The 15,342-nt window shown below is 64.0% G+C and carries 17 protein-coding genes; 4 read left to right on the top strand and 13 right to left on the bottom strand.

Features of this window, described 5'->3' with window-relative positions; translation table 11 throughout:
• The first annotated feature begins 1 nt into the window (after nucleotide 1).
• Nucleotides 2-922, top strand: a complete 921-nt coding sequence (locus FHW83_RS11825; protein ID WP_229224134.1) for a glycosyl hydrolase — start codon at nucleotides 2-4, stop codon at nucleotides 920-922.
• Here the strand turns inward: FHW83_RS11825 and FHW83_RS11820 are convergent.
• From FHW83_RS11820 to rpsP, 8 genes are all read right to left on the bottom strand, one after another.
• Nucleotides 919-3,687, bottom strand: a complete 2,769-nt coding sequence (locus FHW83_RS11820; protein ID WP_176646538.1) for a pitrilysin family protein — start codon at nucleotides 3,685-3,687, stop codon at nucleotides 919-921. The genes FHW83_RS11825 and FHW83_RS11820 overlap by 4 nt on opposite strands.
• Before the next feature lie 74 nt (nucleotides 3,688-3,761).
• Nucleotides 3,762-4,091 carry a DUF3579 domain-containing protein gene (locus tag FHW83_RS11815; protein WP_155463641.1) on the bottom strand — a complete coding sequence of 110 codons (330 nt, stop codon included), beginning with the start codon at nucleotides 4,089-4,091 and terminating at the stop codon, nucleotides 3,762-3,764.
• 167 nt (nucleotides 4,092-4,258) lie between these two features.
• On the bottom strand, nucleotides 4,259-5,224 hold the full coding sequence (locus FHW83_RS11810; RefSeq protein WP_176646537.1) for a CobD/CbiB family protein: 966 nt from the start codon (nucleotides 5,222-5,224) through the stop codon (nucleotides 4,259-4,261).
• A 52-nt stretch (nucleotides 5,225-5,276) separates the two neighbouring features.
• Nucleotides 5,277-5,948, bottom strand: coding sequence for a CoA pyrophosphatase (locus FHW83_RS11805; protein WP_176646536.1), 672 nt, complete (start codon nucleotides 5,946-5,948; stop codon nucleotides 5,277-5,279).
• A gap of 84 nt (nucleotides 5,949-6,032) precedes the next feature.
• Entirely contained in the window at nucleotides 6,033-6,416 is a 384-nt protein-coding gene (gene rplS / locus FHW83_RS11800; protein ID WP_155463638.1) for a 50S ribosomal protein L19, read from the bottom strand.
• 84 nt (nucleotides 6,417-6,500) lie between these two features.
• On the bottom strand, nucleotides 6,501-7,247 hold the full coding sequence (gene trmD / locus FHW83_RS11795) for a tRNA (guanosine(37)-N1)-methyltransferase TrmD (RefSeq protein ID WP_176646535.1): 747 nt from the start codon (nucleotides 7,245-7,247) through the stop codon (nucleotides 6,501-6,503).
• 27 nt (nucleotides 7,248-7,274) lie between these two features.
• Complete coding sequence (rimM, locus tag FHW83_RS11790) at nucleotides 7,275-7,838, bottom strand: ribosome maturation factor RimM (RefSeq protein ID WP_218106250.1); 564 nt, start codon at nucleotides 7,836-7,838, stop codon at nucleotides 7,275-7,277.
• An 18-nt stretch (nucleotides 7,839-7,856) separates the two neighbouring features.
• Entirely contained in the window at nucleotides 7,857-8,105 is a 249-nt protein-coding gene (rpsP, locus tag FHW83_RS11785; RefSeq protein WP_176646534.1) for a 30S ribosomal protein S16, read from the bottom strand.
• Between the two features lie 220 nt (nucleotides 8,106-8,325).
• Between rpsP and FHW83_RS11780 the strand changes: the two genes are divergently transcribed.
• The 3 genes from FHW83_RS11780 to FHW83_RS11770 are packed head-to-tail and all read left to right on the top strand — an operon-like array spanning nucleotide 8,326 to nucleotide 10,323.
• On the top strand, nucleotides 8,326-8,754 hold the full coding sequence (locus FHW83_RS11780; RefSeq protein WP_176646533.1) for an NINE protein: 429 nt from the start codon (nucleotides 8,326-8,328) through the stop codon (nucleotides 8,752-8,754).
• 16 nt (nucleotides 8,755-8,770) lie between these two features.
• The gene (locus FHW83_RS11775) at nucleotides 8,771-9,361 is read left to right on the top strand and encodes a glycine zipper 2TM domain-containing protein (RefSeq protein ID WP_176646532.1); all 591 of its coding nucleotides are present in this window, start codon (nucleotides 8,771-8,773) and stop codon (nucleotides 9,359-9,361) included.
• Nucleotides 9,358-10,323: a proline dehydrogenase family protein gene (locus FHW83_RS11770; RefSeq protein WP_176646531.1), complete on the top strand. Its 966-nt coding sequence runs from the start codon at nucleotides 9,358-9,360 to the stop codon at nucleotides 10,321-10,323. The genes FHW83_RS11775 and FHW83_RS11770 overlap by 4 nt, the downstream gene beginning before the upstream one ends.
• Here FHW83_RS11770 and FHW83_RS11765 read toward each other — a convergent pair.
• From FHW83_RS11765 to FHW83_RS11745, 5 genes are all read right to left on the bottom strand, one after another.
• Nucleotides 10,304-11,047 carry a metallophosphoesterase gene (locus FHW83_RS11765; protein ID WP_176646530.1) on the bottom strand — a complete coding sequence of 248 codons (744 nt, stop codon included), beginning with the start codon at nucleotides 11,045-11,047 and terminating at the stop codon, nucleotides 10,304-10,306. The genes FHW83_RS11770 and FHW83_RS11765 overlap by 20 nt on opposite strands.
• Nucleotides 11,048-11,165: 118 nt before the next feature.
• Nucleotides 11,166-12,956 (bottom strand): acyl-CoA dehydrogenase, encoded by a 1,791-nt coding sequence (locus FHW83_RS11760; protein WP_176646529.1) that lies wholly within the window; start codon nucleotides 12,954-12,956, stop codon nucleotides 11,166-11,168.
• A 149-nt stretch (nucleotides 12,957-13,105) separates the two neighbouring features.
• Nucleotides 13,106-14,038: an electron transfer flavoprotein subunit alpha/FixB family protein gene (locus FHW83_RS11755; RefSeq protein ID WP_176646528.1), complete on the bottom strand. Its 933-nt coding sequence runs from the start codon at nucleotides 14,036-14,038 to the stop codon at nucleotides 13,106-13,108.
• A gap of 12 nt (nucleotides 14,039-14,050) precedes the next feature.
• Entirely contained in the window at nucleotides 14,051-14,800 is a 750-nt protein-coding gene (locus tag FHW83_RS11750) for an electron transfer flavoprotein subunit beta/FixA family protein (protein WP_176646527.1), read from the bottom strand.
• 175 nt (nucleotides 14,801-14,975) lie between these two features.
• On the bottom strand, nucleotides 14,976-15,203 hold the full coding sequence (locus FHW83_RS11745) for a sulfurtransferase TusA family protein (protein WP_092279519.1): 228 nt from the start codon (nucleotides 15,201-15,203) through the stop codon (nucleotides 14,976-14,978).
• Nucleotides 15,204-15,342 lie beyond the last annotated feature (139 nt).

Below are 15,342 nucleotides of genomic sequence, written 5' to 3'. Positions count from 1 at the left end.
CATGAGATACCTTCCCCTGCTCCTTGCCTTCGCGCTGGCCTCGGCCGGCGCCGCGCCGCGTGACGATAAAACGCAGGCTGTCTACAACTACCTGCTCGGCATCTGGGGCAAGCAAACCCTCGCCGGCCAGGCCGACCTGACCTGGCGCGACAGCGTCGACATGGCCGAACGCGTGTACCACGACACCGGCAAGTATCCGGCGCTGATGGGCTATGACTTCATGAACTACTACGACACCACCGAGGGCGACGGCCACCATCAGACCGAGGAAGCCATCGCCTGGGCCGCGCGCGGCGGCCTGGTGTCCTTCCACTGGCACTGGCGCATGGAGAACGGCAAGTTCTACACCAAGGAGACGCCCTACCGCCTGCCGGTGGCCGACTACCGCAAGATCGACGAGGCCATCGACCGCATCGCCGTTGAGCTCAAGCGCCTGCAGGCCGCCAACGTCCCGGTGTTATGGCGTCCGCTGCACGAGGCGGCCGGCGGCTGGTTCTGGTGGGGCACCTCGCGCGAGGGCCACATCGCGCTGTGGCGCCACATGCACGAGCGCCTGACGCAAACGCACCAGCTGCGTAACCTGATCTGGGTGTGGAATGGACAGGATCCGTCCTGGTATCCGGGCGACGACGTGGTGGATCTCACCGGCTACGACGTCTACGAGAACAATTACGCCGAGGCGTGGCGCAAGACGGCGCAACACGGCAAGCCGGTGGCGCTGTCCGAAACCAGCCATATTCCCGACCTGGTGGACGGCCAGCGCTGGCTGTGGTTCATGGTATGGAACGACGGCGCCGGTCCTGAAGGCGTCACCAGTCCGGATAATTTCTGGACCGGTGAATACCACAACACCAACGCCCACAAGCGCAAGATCTACGGCGATCCAAACGTGATCACGCTGGACCGCCTGCCGAAGTTTTAAGGCTTCTTGGGCGCCGCTGCGGCGGCATCGGCCTTGGCCTGGTCGCCCGCCACCGCCACCGACAGCTTGCCCGGATCGATGTATTTGCGGAAGGCCGCGTTCACCTGCGCCAGCGTGGCCGCTTTCAGCTTGGTCTCGTAATCCTTGCTCCAGCTGTAGGTGCGGCCCAGATACAGGTTGCGCGTCCAGCCCGAAGCGACCACGTTGTCCTTGGCGCGATTCTGCAGACGCTGTTGCAGCAGGCCCGATTTGGCGCCATCCAGCTCCGCCTGCGTGAAGCCTTCCTTCAGCGCGCGCTCCAGTTCCTCGCGGATCGCCGCCTCCAGCTTCTTCAGGTTCTGCGGCGCGGCGATGGCGCCCATGCCGAAGGCGCCGGCGCGGTCCTCGTCACCGGCGTGCACGCCGCTGCCGCCGCCGTAGGACAGGCCGTCCTTCTGGCGGATGCGGTCCATCATGCGCGATTTCAGCGCGCCGCCGCCGAAGATGTAGTTGGCCAGGTCCAGCAGCGGATAGTCAGGATCGTTGACGTTCAGGTCCAGCGCCTGGCGCGCGGTGTAGGAACCATTCTCCTTGTCCGGCGCATTCAGCGACACACGCAACGGCGCCTTGTCCACATTGGTGGTCAGGACGGGCGCATACGAGGCCTTGCTGTTCCAGCCGGTGAAGCTTTCATCGATGGTCTTGCTGATGGCGGCCTTGTCGAAGTCGCCGACGATCGCCAGCTCGCCGTGGTTGGCGCCGTAGAAATCGCGGTGATATGCGATCACGTCCTCCAGCTTCAGGGCCTTCACCGCCTCCAGCTTCTCGGCGGTGGTCAGCGCGCGGCGGATGTCGCCTTGCGGATAGTGGTTGAAGTGCTGCTCGATGGCTTCGTTGGCCAGCACCTGCGGCTCGCTGCGCGAGTATTCCAGGCCGACGATCCACTGCTGGCGCAGCTGCTCGAACTCGGCCTGCGGGAAGCTGGCGTCCTTCAGCACGTGCGCCACCAGGCGCAGCGCCGCGTCCAGATTCGGACCGGTGGTCTCGAAGTTGTACGGCGTGCCGGTGATCTTCAGCTTGGAGAAGGCGTCGGCCAGCTGTTCGCGCGTGTACTTGCTGGTGCCGCGCATCAGCATCTCGTTGGCGATGGCGCCCGTGATCGAGGTGTTGGCCAGGTTCTTCTCGTCGCCCCAATGCAGGGCCAGATTCACGGCCACGGTTTCGCCGCGATTCTTCTTCGGCAGCAGCGCCACTTTCAGGCCGCCGATGGCCTTGATCTCGGTGCGGGCGTTGATGTTGTCCTGGCTCGGATCGAACACCTCCGAGGTCAGCACGCTGTCCTTGCCCTTGAAGTCCTTCATCACCTCGGCCACCGGCGGCGCGGCCGGAATGTCGGCGCGCTGCGGATTGTCTTCCGGGATGAACTCGCCCACCACGCGGTTATCGCGCTTGAGGTAACGCGCCGCCACCTCGGCCACCTGCTGCGAGGTGATCTCCGGCAGCTTGTCGCGGCCGAGGAACAGCAGGCGCCAGTCGCCCAACGCCACCTCTTCCGACAGGGTCACGCCCACGCGCTGCGGATCGTTGAGCGACTTCTCGATGTAGTTGGCGAAGTTGCGGCGGGTGCGCTCCATCTCCTCCGCGGTCGGCGGCGTCTTGGCGAAGCTCTCCACCGCCTCGGTCAGGGCCTGGCGCACCGGCTCCAGCGGCTCGCCCGACTTGACCACGGCGCCGATGATCTGCAGGCCCGGCGCGTAGCCGGTCATGCCGAAGCTGAACACCTGCGCGGCCTTGCCGCTTTCCACCAGCTGCTTGTGCAGGCGGCCGGTCGGCTCGTCGCCGAGGATCTGCGACATGAAGCTGATGGCATCGCTGTCGGGCTGCAGCGCGCTTGGGATCTTGTAGCCCAGCGCGACGATCTGCACGTCGCCCTTGCGGCGCACGGTGAAGCTGCGCTCACCGTCCTGGGTCGGCTCGACGGTCCAGAATGGCGGCAGGGCGCGCTTCGGTTTCGGGATCTTGCCGAACGACTTGGTGATCCACGACAGCGTCTGCGCCGGATCGAATTTGCCGGCCACCAGCAGCACCGCGTTGTCCGGCTGGTAGTAGGTCTTGTAGAACGCCTGCAGGTTCTCGATCTTGACGTTCTCGATGTCGCTGCGGTTGCCGATGGTCGAACGGCCGTAGGAATGCCAGTCGTAGGCGATGCTCTGCATGCGCTTCAGCAGCACGCCGAACGGGCTGTTCTCGCCGGCCTCGTACTCGTTGCGCACCACGGTCATCTCCGAGTCCAGGTCCTTGCGCGCGACGAAGGAGTTGACCATGCGGTCGGCCTCCATCTCCAGCGCCCACTTCAGGTTCTCGGTGCTAGCCTGGAACACCTCGTAGTAATTGGTGCGGTCATTCGAGGTGGTGCCGTTGAACTCCATGCCGCGCTCAGCGAACTCCTTCGGAATCGCCTTGTTCTTGGGCGAGCCCTTGAACAGCATGTGCTCCAGCAGGTGCGCCATGCCGGTCTCGCCATAGTTCTCGTGGCGCGAGCCGACCAGGTAGGTGACGTTGACGGTGACGGTGGGCTTGGAGGCGTCCGGGAACAGCAGCACTTTCAGGCCGTTCGGCAACCGGTATTCGGTGATGCCTTCGACCGACGGCCCTTTCACCACGCCGGCGGGCAGCGCGGGCGCCGCCGGGGCGGCGGCGGCCCAGGCGCTTCCGGTGGCGACAAAGGACATCCCGCACAGCAGGAGGCTGGCGGCGGCGGCGTGTTTCAGACGGCTGTTGTTCATAGTCTCTCGCAAAAAAGATAAGAACAAGCAGCATACGCCCACCGCGCCACGGTGGAAAGATACTTAAGGAAAAATTAATTCTTTTCAGGGACGAGGCAGGCGTCCACCACCTGCAGGTCGTTGTCCTTGGCGAACGACAGCACGAAGTGGTAGGCCATCGGCTCCAGCGCGCGCAGCTTGCCGTTCACCACCACCGACTTGACGCCGTTGACCACGGTCGGCGTCACGTAGGGCGAGAACTGCAGGTGGGAGTCGCGGCCGCCGCCGGAGCCTTCCGGCTTGAAGCAGGCCATCACCCCGCACAGGCGCTCCGCCCAGTCGCTCGGACGGAACTGCCTGCCATTGCTGGTTTGGCCAAGGATGAAGAACGAATCTTGCTGTTCTGCCGGTTTTTGAACTGACATAGGCGCGGCTGCTTCTGCGTAGAGGGGGAAGGAATCTTACGTATTATATCTTATAGAAGACCTAAATAAGTAAGCCCTTGATAAGGAACATCTTTTTCAAGGAATATCCTATTTTGGTGCGGAAAATGCGCGCTCCGCACCAAGGCGATACCGCTATTGTACCCTGCTTAAGGCGATCCCCCGAGCCAAACCGCGCTCGACAGCAGCAACAACAGCATCATCCACAACAACAGCGCGCGCCACACCAGGCCGACCGTGCTTTGCAGCGCGCGGATATTCGGTTCGTCGCCCGGCATCACGTCCGGCTCGACCTCGACGTCGACCGTGGTGGCGTCAACGAACTGCGCCTTGACGGCGTTTTCCGCCGGCGTGCCCAGGCGCACGCCCATGGCGCCGCCGCCGGCCGACAGGATGATGCCGATCGCCTCGTTCGACCAGCGGTGCGCGAAGTTGCGCCAGGCGTAGATCGCATCCTCGAAGTTGCCGACCACGGCGAAGGCCACGGCGGTCAGGCGCACCGGCACCCAGTCGATCCAGTAGAACGCGCGCGCGGCGAACTGGCCGAACGCCTCGTTGCGCATGTGCTCGGGCTCGTTCCAGGCGCGCGCCAAGTGCTCGGCCACGCGGTACATCACGGCGCCGGCCGGGCCGAGCGGCATCAGGAACCAGAAGAACACGCCGAACACATTGCGGTGCGTGGTGATGAGCGATTTCTCGACCGCGATGCGGGTGATCTCGGACGCTTCCATGCCGACCGTATCGAGCCTGGTCCACTCGGCCAGCAAGGCGCGCGCGCCGGCCTCGTCGCCGGCATTCAGGGCCAGCTGGATCGAGGTGAAATAGTGGCTGTAATGGCGGAAGCCCAGCGTCAGGTAGACGATCAGCACATTCCAGGCGAAAGCGGCCAGGAACCAGTTGTAGTGGCGCAGGGTCCAATAGATGGCGGCGGTCGGCACCATCAGGATGGTCATCATCAGGAACCAGCCCAGGCGGCCATGGGTCGAGTGGCCGGCGTTAAACCAGGTCTCCATCCGCAACGCCAGGCTCTTGATCTCGGCGTAAATCGGATTGTCTGCGCGCAGCGGCTTCATCTGCTCGATCAGCAGCGCGCATAAGATGGAAAGAAAAGTCATGTATGTCCTTAGTGTCGTCCTGCCCTTAATGGACGTTACGATAGCCTAGTTCTCACTCTGCGCGCAAGAAATGGAACAGATTGCGCAGCATGCCGGCGGTGGCGCCCCAGATGTAATAACCCTCGTAGGGCATGGCGTAGAAGCTGCGGCGTCCGCCCGGCAGCTCGACCGACAGGCGCTGGTGGTTGGCGCCATCCATCAGGAAGGCCAGCGGCACCTCGAAGATGGCCGCCACCTCGTCCGGATCGGCGGTGACCTCAAACGGCGGCCGCAGCAGCCCCACCACGGGCGTGACGCAATAACCGGTGCCGGTGAGATAGTCCGGCAAGGCGCCCAGCACCTCCACGTGGGCGCGCGCCAGGCCGATCTCCTCCTGCGATTCGCGCAGCGCGGTGTCGACGGCGTCGCGGTCGTAATCCTCGGCGCGGCCGCCGGGAAAGCTGATCTGGCCGGCGTGGTCGGTCAGGTGGGCGGTGCGCTGGGTCAGCAGCACGGTCAGGCCGTTGGGGCGCAGCACCAGCGGGATCAGCACCGAGGCCGGGGTCGGCGCGCGCGCGTCGCGGCCCGGCATCACGCGCTCGCGGTCCTCCGGCGTCCAGGCGGCGGGCGGCGCGGCGAAGCGGGCGCGCAGCCAGTCGGGTGTCAGGCGCTGCGCCGCCACGGCGGGCTCGCCGGCGATGGCTTCGATGGGCAGTTGCTGGGGATCGAACGGTGGCTTGGCCATGCTGGCTCCTTTTTGAAAACAAAAAGGCGCCAGCGGCGCCTTTCGTGGGCGCCTGCGAAGCGCCCTTTCCAAACACAACCGATATTACTCGGCTGCTTTCGCCGCTGGGCGACGGTTTGGCAGTTTTTCCTTGATACGTGCCGATTTGCCGGAACGATCACGCAGGTAGTACAGCTTAGCGCGACGTACGTCACCGCGGCGTTTCACTTCGATCGAAGCGATCAGCGGCGAGTACAGCTGGAAGGTACGCTCGACGCCTTCGCCGGACGAGATCTTGCGAACGATGAAGTTCGAGTTCAGGCCACGGTTGCGACGGGAGATGACCACGCCTTCGTAAGCCTGGGCGCGCTTGCGGGTGCCTTCGACTACGTTCACGTTGACCACCACGGTATCGCCAGGAGCAAACTCAGGGATGTTTTTGCCCAGGCGAGCGATTTCTTCTTGCTCGAGTTGTTGAATCAGGTTCATTTTTAATGACTCCAAAAACCATCGTGCTGGCGCGCTGTGAGTAAAAACTCTGCCCAGTAGAGGATGGGGTTATAACAGACGGGCCTACAGGCCCGCCAAAAATTGCTCGTCGCGCTTGGTGAGCAGTCCTGCCTCACGCGCTTTGATGAGCAAATCCGGTCGCTTGCGCGCGGTCGCCTCCAGCATGCGCTGGCGGCGCCATTTTTCAATCTCGGCGTGGTTGCCGCCCATCAGCACCGGCGGCACGCCCACACCTTCATACGTTTCCGGCCGCGTGTAGTGCGGCGAATCGAGCAGGCCATTGAAGAAGCTGTCCTCGATGGCCGAGGCGTCGGTGTTCAGCACGCCGGGAAGCAGGCGGATCACCGCGTCCATCAAGGCCATCGCCGGCAGCTCGCCGCCGGACAGCACGAAATCGCCAAGGCTGATTTCCTCATCGACCACGCGGTCCAGCAAACGCTGGTCCACCGCCTCGTAACGGCCGCACAGGATCACCACGCCGGGCTCCTGCTTCAGCGCCATCACGCGCTCATGCGTCAACTGCTTGCCCTGGGGCGACATGAACAGCACGCGCGGCGGCGGCAGACCGGCGTCGGTCTGGCGCTGCCTGGCTGCGTTGATGGTCAGCTCCAGCGGCTTGGCCAGCATCACCATGCCGGGGCCGCCGCCATAGGGGCGGTCATCCACGGTGCGGTGATTGTCGGTGGTGAAATCACGCGGATTCCACAGCGACAGGCCACATTTATTCTGTTCAAACGCGCGCCGGGTCACACCCGACTGCGTAATCGCGGCAAACATTTCCGGGAACAGGGTTACGACATCAAATTGCATGGCGAACCGCCCTTCAATGTTGCGTGCTTAGTAATCAAGGCCCCAGTCGACGATGATCTTCTTTGCTTCCTTGTCCACCTTGCTGATGTACGCGTCCACAAACGGGATCAGGCGCTCCTGCGCCTCAACTTCCTCGGGGTCGGCATCAGCGGCCGCGACCGGGTTGACGCGCAAGATCGACTGCGGACCATTGCTCATCATGTCGGTCACCTTGCCGAGGTGCTCGCCTTGCAGATTCTCTACATCCAGACCGATCAGCTCGGCCCAGTAAAACTCATCGTCGGACAAGACCGGGAAGCGGCTTTGCGGAATGTAGACAGCGGCGCCCTTGAGCGCTTCGGCCACGTTCCGGTCAGTCACGCCAACCAGGCGCGCCACGACATCGCCGCCATGCAGTTTGACCTGCTGGACGTCCACGTCGCGCAACGCCGGCTTATCCAACCACCAGGTTTTAACCTTGATGAGCGCATCCGCATCTTCCGAGAAAGGACGTATCCTCACCCAGCCTGCGACGCCGTAAGCACCGAAGACAAAGCCTACCTGTGCCAGATCGTCGGGGATTTTCACCCCGGATGCAGTCTTATCGGTCAAACCGGTTACCAGCTTGGCTTAGGCTGCTTTTTTGTTTTGAGCAACCAGACGAGCCACGGTAGGCGACAGTTGCGCGCCAACCGACTGCCAGTGCGCCAGGCGGTCTTCGGTGATGCGCAGGCCGACTTCGCCACCTGCTGCCATTGGGTTGTAGAAACCAATGCGCTCGATGAAACGGCCATCGCGACGATTACGCGAATCGGTTGCAACGATGTTGAAGAAAGGGCGCTTCTTGGCACCACCACGAGCTAAACGAATAACGACCATAATATTTCCAAAAATTGTGCTAGGACGGAAAAAGCCGCAAATTATAGCGCGCTTTGCCGCGTGGCAGCAAGCGTTAATGAAATAATTGGGCATGTTGGGGCAATCGAAGATTATCCCTTGTTCCGGCGTCCGGGGCAATAGCTTTGCCCGCAAAAAAGGCGTGCCGGGGGCCGTATTATGCCTGATACTGCTGGTTTACCGACTATTTTGCCAAACAACCATGACTGTTTCGCATCACCCGCGCCACAAAAACAAGACCATCGCCGCCCTGCTGGCCTTCCTGCTGGGCGGCATCGGCCTGCACCGGCTGTATCTGGGCGGCTGGCGCGACCGCTGGCTGTGGCTGCACCTGGCCAGCCTGCCGCTGGCGCTGCTGGTGGCGCTGATGGCGCCCGAGGCCAACGGCTTCTACAAGCTGTTGCCGATCACGCTGTCGGGCCTGGCCGGCTTCCTGCAGGCGCTGCTGCTGGGACTGACGCCGGACGAGAAATGGGACGCCCGCCACAACCCCCACTCCGGCCGGCGGTCGGACACGCGCTGGCCGGTGGCGGTGGTGCTGGTGGCCAGCATGATGGTCGGCTGCGGCGCGTTGATCGCCACCATCTCGCGCCTGTTTGACTTGCTGTACACTGGTGGCGCCTACGGCTAACAACAAGGAGAACAACATGTCCAACCGTTCCATCATGGCCGCCGTGCTGCTGGCCAGCCTGGCCTCCGCGGCGCAGGCGCAAAGCCCGAAAGAACAATACAACGCCGAAACCAAGCGCCTGGCCACCCGCTACGCCGAGGATAAAAAGCTGTGCGCCGACGAGCAGGATTCCGGCCAGCGCATGCAATGCCTGCGCGACGCCAAGTCCGAGTACGACAAGTCGCTGGCGCTGGCCAAGGCCCAGTACAAGGCCAGCCCGGCCAAGCCGGGCGAGTGCCGCGACTGCGGCAAGGTCACCTCGGTGGTGCTCGGTGAAAAAGCCGGCGAAGGCAGCGCGCTGGGCGTGATCGCCGGCGGCGTGGCCGGCGCCCTGCTCGGCAACCAGGTCGGCAGCGGCCACGGCCGCCAGCTGGCCACCGTGGCCGGCGCGGCCGGCGGCGCCTACGCCGGCAAGAAGATCGAGGAGAAAGCCAAGTCCACCAAGCAGTGGACCGTGCACGTGCAGTACGACAACGGCCGCCAGGCCAGCTTCCACTTCGATCACGACCCGCAAATGCTGACCGGCGACCGCGTGCAAAACGCCAACGGCAGCATCATCCGCCGATGAACTTCCCCGCCGAATGGCAGCCGCTGGTGGATCAGGCCGCCGGCGCGCTGCGTGCCCTCGCGCTGGACGAGGCGGCCAAGGAAAGGTTCTGCAACGATCCGCTGCTGCGGCCGTATATGCACAAGGTGTCGCAGCGCTACGTGGCCGGGCACACTGTCGATGAGGCCTTGCGGCGCGTCGAGCAAATCATCGCGCGCGGCCATGCGGCGTCGGCCGAATACATGGGCGAAAGCGTGCGCGACGAGGCGTTCGCCATGGCCGAGACGGAAGTCTTCATGGAACTGGTGCGCGCCATCGGCCAGCGCAACCTGAACTGCTCGATCTCGTTCGACCTGTCGCACGTGGGTTCGCTGGTGGACAGCGAGCTGGGCTACCGCAACGCGCGCCGCATCGCGCTGGCCGCCGCCGAGATCAACCGCGAGGTGATGATCTCGATGGAAGGCATCGACCGCGCCGACGACATCTACGCCATCTACACGCGGCTGCATGTCGAGGATGATTTGCGCAACGTCGGCATCACGGTGCCGGCCAAGCGCCACCGCACGGCGCGGGACCTGCCGGCGCTGATGAAACTGCCGGGCCGCATCCGGCTGGTGAAAGGCGCCTTCCTGGAGCCGGAGGGGGTGGCGCACGCGCGCAACAGCCCCGAGCTGGCCACCGCCTACCGCCGTTACGCGCAGGAACTGCTGCTGAGCGGCCACAAATGCTCGATCGCCACGCATGACCGCGGCATCCAGGCCAATATCAGCGACCTGGTCCTGCAGGAGCGCATCGACCCGCGCTGGTTTGAATTCGAATCGCTGATCGGGCTGGGCACCGAGCAAATCGACGCCCTGCAGGCGCGCGGCTTCCCGACCCGCGAGTACGCCGTGTTCGGGCAGGAACACTTCCTCTACGTGCTCAACCGCATAGCCGAGGAGCCGGTGCGCGTGTACCAGGCGATTATTGATGTGATGGCTTAGCGTAGCCGGTGGCGATGGCGTGCGCCCAGTCCGGGCGGCCATTGCGTTCGGCCAGCGCGGCCATGGGGCGCCAATCGTAAGGGACGGCAATCAGCGCGGCCGACCAGCCGTGCGCGCCGCGTTCGACGATGGCGTAGCGCGCATCGGGGGCGCCGTTCTGCATGACGTGATAGTGAAGATGATCGTCATCGTAAGCCTGCAGGCCGACGCTGCCGGGATTGACGATCAGACCGCCCGACGCCGAGCGCAGCGCGCGCGGCACATGGGTATGGCCGCAGGCAATCAAGGCCGCCTCGGCGCCGGCCCTGCGCATTTCGATTTCCGCCGGCGTGGCAAGACGCACGCCGTCCGGCTCCACCGTTTCCAGAAAATACTCGTGATCGCTGCGCGGGGTGCCGTGGCAGAGCAGCACCTCGGGATTCAGCCGCAGGCTGGGCTGCAAGGTCGCCAGCCAGGCCAGTTCGGCCTCGCCCAGTTGCGCATGGGCGTGGACATCGGACGCGGTGCGCTGATGCGGCCGCAAAATCTGCCGCTCATGATTGCCGGCCAAATGGACCCAATCGCGCGCCATCAGAAAGCGCGCGGTCTCCAGCGCCAGCAGCGGCCCGGACAGACTGTCGCCAAGATTGACGACCCTGTCCACGCCGCGCCGCGCGATATCGGCCGCCACCGCCTCCAGCGCCGGCAAATTACCATGAACATCAGAAACGACAGCGATCCGCATAAAAACCCTCCGAGGCCATAAAAAACTCCGGGGTCAGGTCTTCCATTTCGTCACACGGGAACTAAAAAAGGCGGCGAAAGTTCCTGAATGACGAAATGACGGACCTGACCCCGGATTTTTAGAACTGATCGAGGTCGAGCGCCAGCACGCCCGAACTGCCGTCGACGATCGAGGTGCGGATGCCCGACGATTGGCTCAGGAAGTGGTCGGCGAAGAAGCGCGTGGTGCCGATCTTGGCTTTGTAGAAGCTGGCGTCGCCTTCGCCGGCAGCCAGCTTCCGCTGCGCGATCACGGCCGCGCGCGCCATCTGCCAGCCGCCCAGCACGATGCCGGCCAGCTTCAGGTACGGCACGCTGCCTGCGAACACGCCCTTGATGTCGGCCTTGATGTTGGCCACCACGTAATCCACCACCGCCTCCAGGTCGGCCGCGCCCTGCGCCAGGTGCTTGCGGATGGCGGCGAAGTCGGCCCCTTCCAGCTTGGCCAACTCGGCTTCGGTCGCGCGCACTTGCGCGATCAGGCCCTTGGCCACCTTGCCGGCGTCGCGCACGGTCTTGCGGCCGATCAGGTCGTTGGCCTGGATGGCGGTCGTGCCTTCGTAGATGGTCAGGATCTTGGCGTCGCGGTAGTGCTGCGCCGCGCCGGTCTCCTCGATGAAGCCCATGCCGCCGTGGATCTGCACGCCGTCGCGCGTGACGTCCTGCGACAGTTCGGTCGACCAGCCCTTGATGATCGGCACCAGGTATTCGTACACGGCCTGGCTTTGCGCGCGCTCGTCGGCGTCGGCGCTGTGGTGCGCCCGGTCGTACAGCGAGGCGCCGACGTAGGCCAGCGCGCGCGCCGCCTCGGTCTGGGAACGCATGTTCATCAGCAGGCGGCGCACGTCCGGATGGTTGATGATGGCCACACCGGCCGGCGAGCCGTTCAGGTCGCGCGACTGCACGCGGTCCTTGGCGTAGGCCAGCGCGTGCTGGTAGGCGTGCTCCGACAGGCCGATGCCCTGCATGCCGACGCCAAAGCGCGCCGCGTTCATCATGATGAACATGTATTCGAGGCCGCGGTTCTCTTCTCCCACCAGGGTGCCGATGGCGCCGCCATTGTCGCCGAATTGCAGCACGGCGGTCGGCGAGGCCTTGATGCCCAGCTTGTGCTCGATCGACACGCAGTGCGCGTCGTTGCGCGCGCCCAGCGAGCCGTCCTTGTTCACCAGGAACTTCGGCACGATGAACAGCGAGATGCCCTTCACGCCCGGCGGCGCGTCCGGCGTGCGCGCCAGCACCAGGTGGACGATGTTTTCGGTCATGTCGTGGTCACCGTAGGTGATGAAGATCTTGGTGCCGAAAATCTTGTACCTGCCGTCGGCCTGCGGTTCGGCGCGGGTGCGCACGGCGGCCAGGTCGGAGCCGGCCTGCGGCTCGGTCAGGTTCATGGTGCCGGTCCACTTGCCGGTCACCAGCGGCTCCAGGTAGGTGGCTTTCTGCTCGTCGCTGCCGGCCATCAGCAGCGCTTCGATGGCGCCGTCCGACAGCAGCGGGCACAGCGCGAACGACAGGTTGGCGCCGTGCAGCATCTCCACGCACGGGGTGCCGATCAGCTTCGGCAAGCCTTGGCCGCCGAAGTCGGTCGGGTGCTGCAGGCCCTGCCAGCCGGCGTCGGCGAACTGGCGGAACGCTTCCTTGAAACCCTTGGAGGTGATCACCCCGTCCTTGGTCCAGTAGCTGGGCTCCTTGTCGCCCGCGTGGTTCAGCGGGGCGATTTCGCCGGCGACGAATTTCGCGCTTTCCTCCAGCACGGCTTCGGCGGTTTCCGGGGTGGCGTCCTCGCAGCCCGGCAGCTGGCTCACGGCGTGCAGGTCGGCCAGTTCGTTCATCACGAACAGCATGTCTTTGATCGGTGCTTGATATGGCATCTTATGTCTCCTTCGCTGTCGCGCCCGCGCAGGCGGGAGCCCATGCTCAGCATGGATTCCCGCCTGCGCGGGAATGACGCGGTTAAAAATAAGGCCACGGGATCCGGCGTTCCGGATCAGCGTGGCCTGAGTGTGCTTTACGCGGTTTTTTAGCCCAGTTCAGCAACCAGTTGTGGCACGACTTCGAACAGGTCGCCTACGATGCCGTAGTCGGCAACGGAGAAGATCGGCGCTTCCGGATCTTTGTTGATGGCGACGATGGTTTTCGAGTCCTTCATGCCGGCCAGGTGCTGGATCGCGCCGGAGATGCCGACCGCGATGTACAGGTTGGGCGCGACGATCTTGCCGGTCTGGCCAACCTGCCAGTCGTTCGGCACGTAGCCGGCGTCCACGGCGGCGCGCGAGGCGCCCATGGCGGCGTTCAGCTTGTCGGCCAGCGGTTCCAGGATCTTGAACGCTTCGCCCGAGCCCATGCCGCGCCCGCCCGAGACGATGATCTTGGCGGCGGTCAGTTCCGGACGGTCCGACTTGGCCACTTCGCGGCCGACGAAGGCCGACTTGCCGATGTCCGCGACGGCGGCCACGGTTTCCACGGCGGCCGAACCACCGCTGGCGGCGGCGGCGTCGAAGCCGGTCGAACGCACGGTGATGACTTTGACCTTGTCGCCCGATTGCACGGTGGCGATGGCGTTGCCGGCGTAGATGGGACGCTCGAAGGTGTCCGGCGAATCGACCTTGGTGATCTCCGAAATCTGCGCGACGTCCAGCTTGGCGGCCACGCGCGGCAGGATGTTCTTGCCGTAGGCGGTGGCCGGGGCCAGGATGTGGCTGTAGGAGCCAGCCACGGCCAGCGCCTGCTCGGCGACGTTTTCGGCCAGGCCGTCAGCGAAGTGGGCGGCGTCGGCGTGGAGCACTTTCGAGACGCCGGCGATAGCGGCGGCGGCGGCGGCGGCGGCGCCCGCGTTGGAGCCGGCCACCAGCACGTGCACCTCGCCGCCCGCTTGCGCGGCGGCGGTGACGGTGTGCAGGGTGCTGGCCTTCAGGCTGGCGTTGTCGTGTTCTGCGATAACTAATGCGACCATGTTGGATTTCCTTTAGATGACTTTAGCTTCGGTGCGCAGCTTGGCGACCAGGGTGGCGGCGTCCGGCACGATGATGCCGGCCGAGCGCTTGGCAGGCTCGGCGACCTTGACGGTCTTCAGGCGCGGGGTGACGTCCACGCCCAGCTCTTCCGGCTTGGTCACGTCCAGCGGCTTTTTCTTGGCCTTCATGATGTTCGGCAGGGTCACGTAGCGCGGCTCGTTCAGGCGCAGGTCGGTGGTGACGATGGCCGGCAGGGTCAGCGCCAGGGTTTCCAGGCCGCCGTCCACCTCGCGGGTGACGGTGGCCTTGCCGTCTTCCAGCACCACTTTCGAGGCGAAGGTCGCTTGCGGCCAGCCCAGCAGCGCGGCCAGCATCTGGCCGGTCTGGTTGGAGTCGTCGTCGATGGCTTGCTTGCCCAGGATGATCAGTTGCGGCTGTTCCTTGTCGGCCAGCGCCTTCAGCAGCTTGGCCACGGCCAGCGGCTCCAGCTCGGTGGCGGTCTCCACCAGGATGCCGCGGTCGGCGCCGATCGCCATGGCGGTGCGCAGGGTTTCCTGGCACTGGGTCACGCCAGCGGACACGGCTACCACTTCGGTTACTTTGCCAGCTTCTTTCAGGCGGGTGGCTTCCTCCACCGCGATCTCGTCGAACGGGTTCATCGACATTTTGACGTTGGCGATATCGACGCCGGTGCCGTCGGACTTCACACGCACCTTGACGTTGTAGTCGACCACACGTTTGACGGGTACCAAGACTTTCATAGCTGTGCCTTTGTGGGAAAAATAAGAATTCGGGACGAACAATGTGGGCTAGATTATATGAGAAATCAGCCTCACACAAGAAATTTAAGCACGATCGTGCGTTTTTTAGCTAGTGGAAATCGTCTAAAAAATAAATCTTTCAGACGACGTTCTTGAAGGAAAAATACAGCGGCTGTTATTTGCGCTGCATCAAAAAGACAAACTCACGGCCGATCTGGACGTGCGACAACAGGGCGTTGCCGGTTTGTTTGCAGAAAGCCTGGAAATCGCGCACGGAACCCGGGTCGGTCGCCATGATGCGCAGTACTTCGCCGCTTTGCAGCTCGGCCAGCGCTTTCTTGGCCTTAAGGATAGGCAATGGGCAGTTCAGGCCACGTGCATCCAATTCCTTCTGGAATTCGATGGTGTCGTTTTCAAGTATCGTTTCGCTCATCAAGAAACCCGCTCGTTTGTGGGGAGGTGTCGTCATACTACTCCTTTTCCGGGCTGATGACGCGCCGCACCAAAATAGTTCGTTGTACGTTGCAAGTTTGCAACGGGAA

It is taken from the genome of Duganella sp. SG902 (genome assembly GCF_013376005.1).
Classification (GTDB): Bacteria; Pseudomonadota; Gammaproteobacteria; order Burkholderiales; family Burkholderiaceae_D; genus Rugamonas.
The sequence above is the reverse complement of the archived record's forward strand: the minus strand, read 5'-3'. Positions and strand labels throughout refer to the sequence as shown.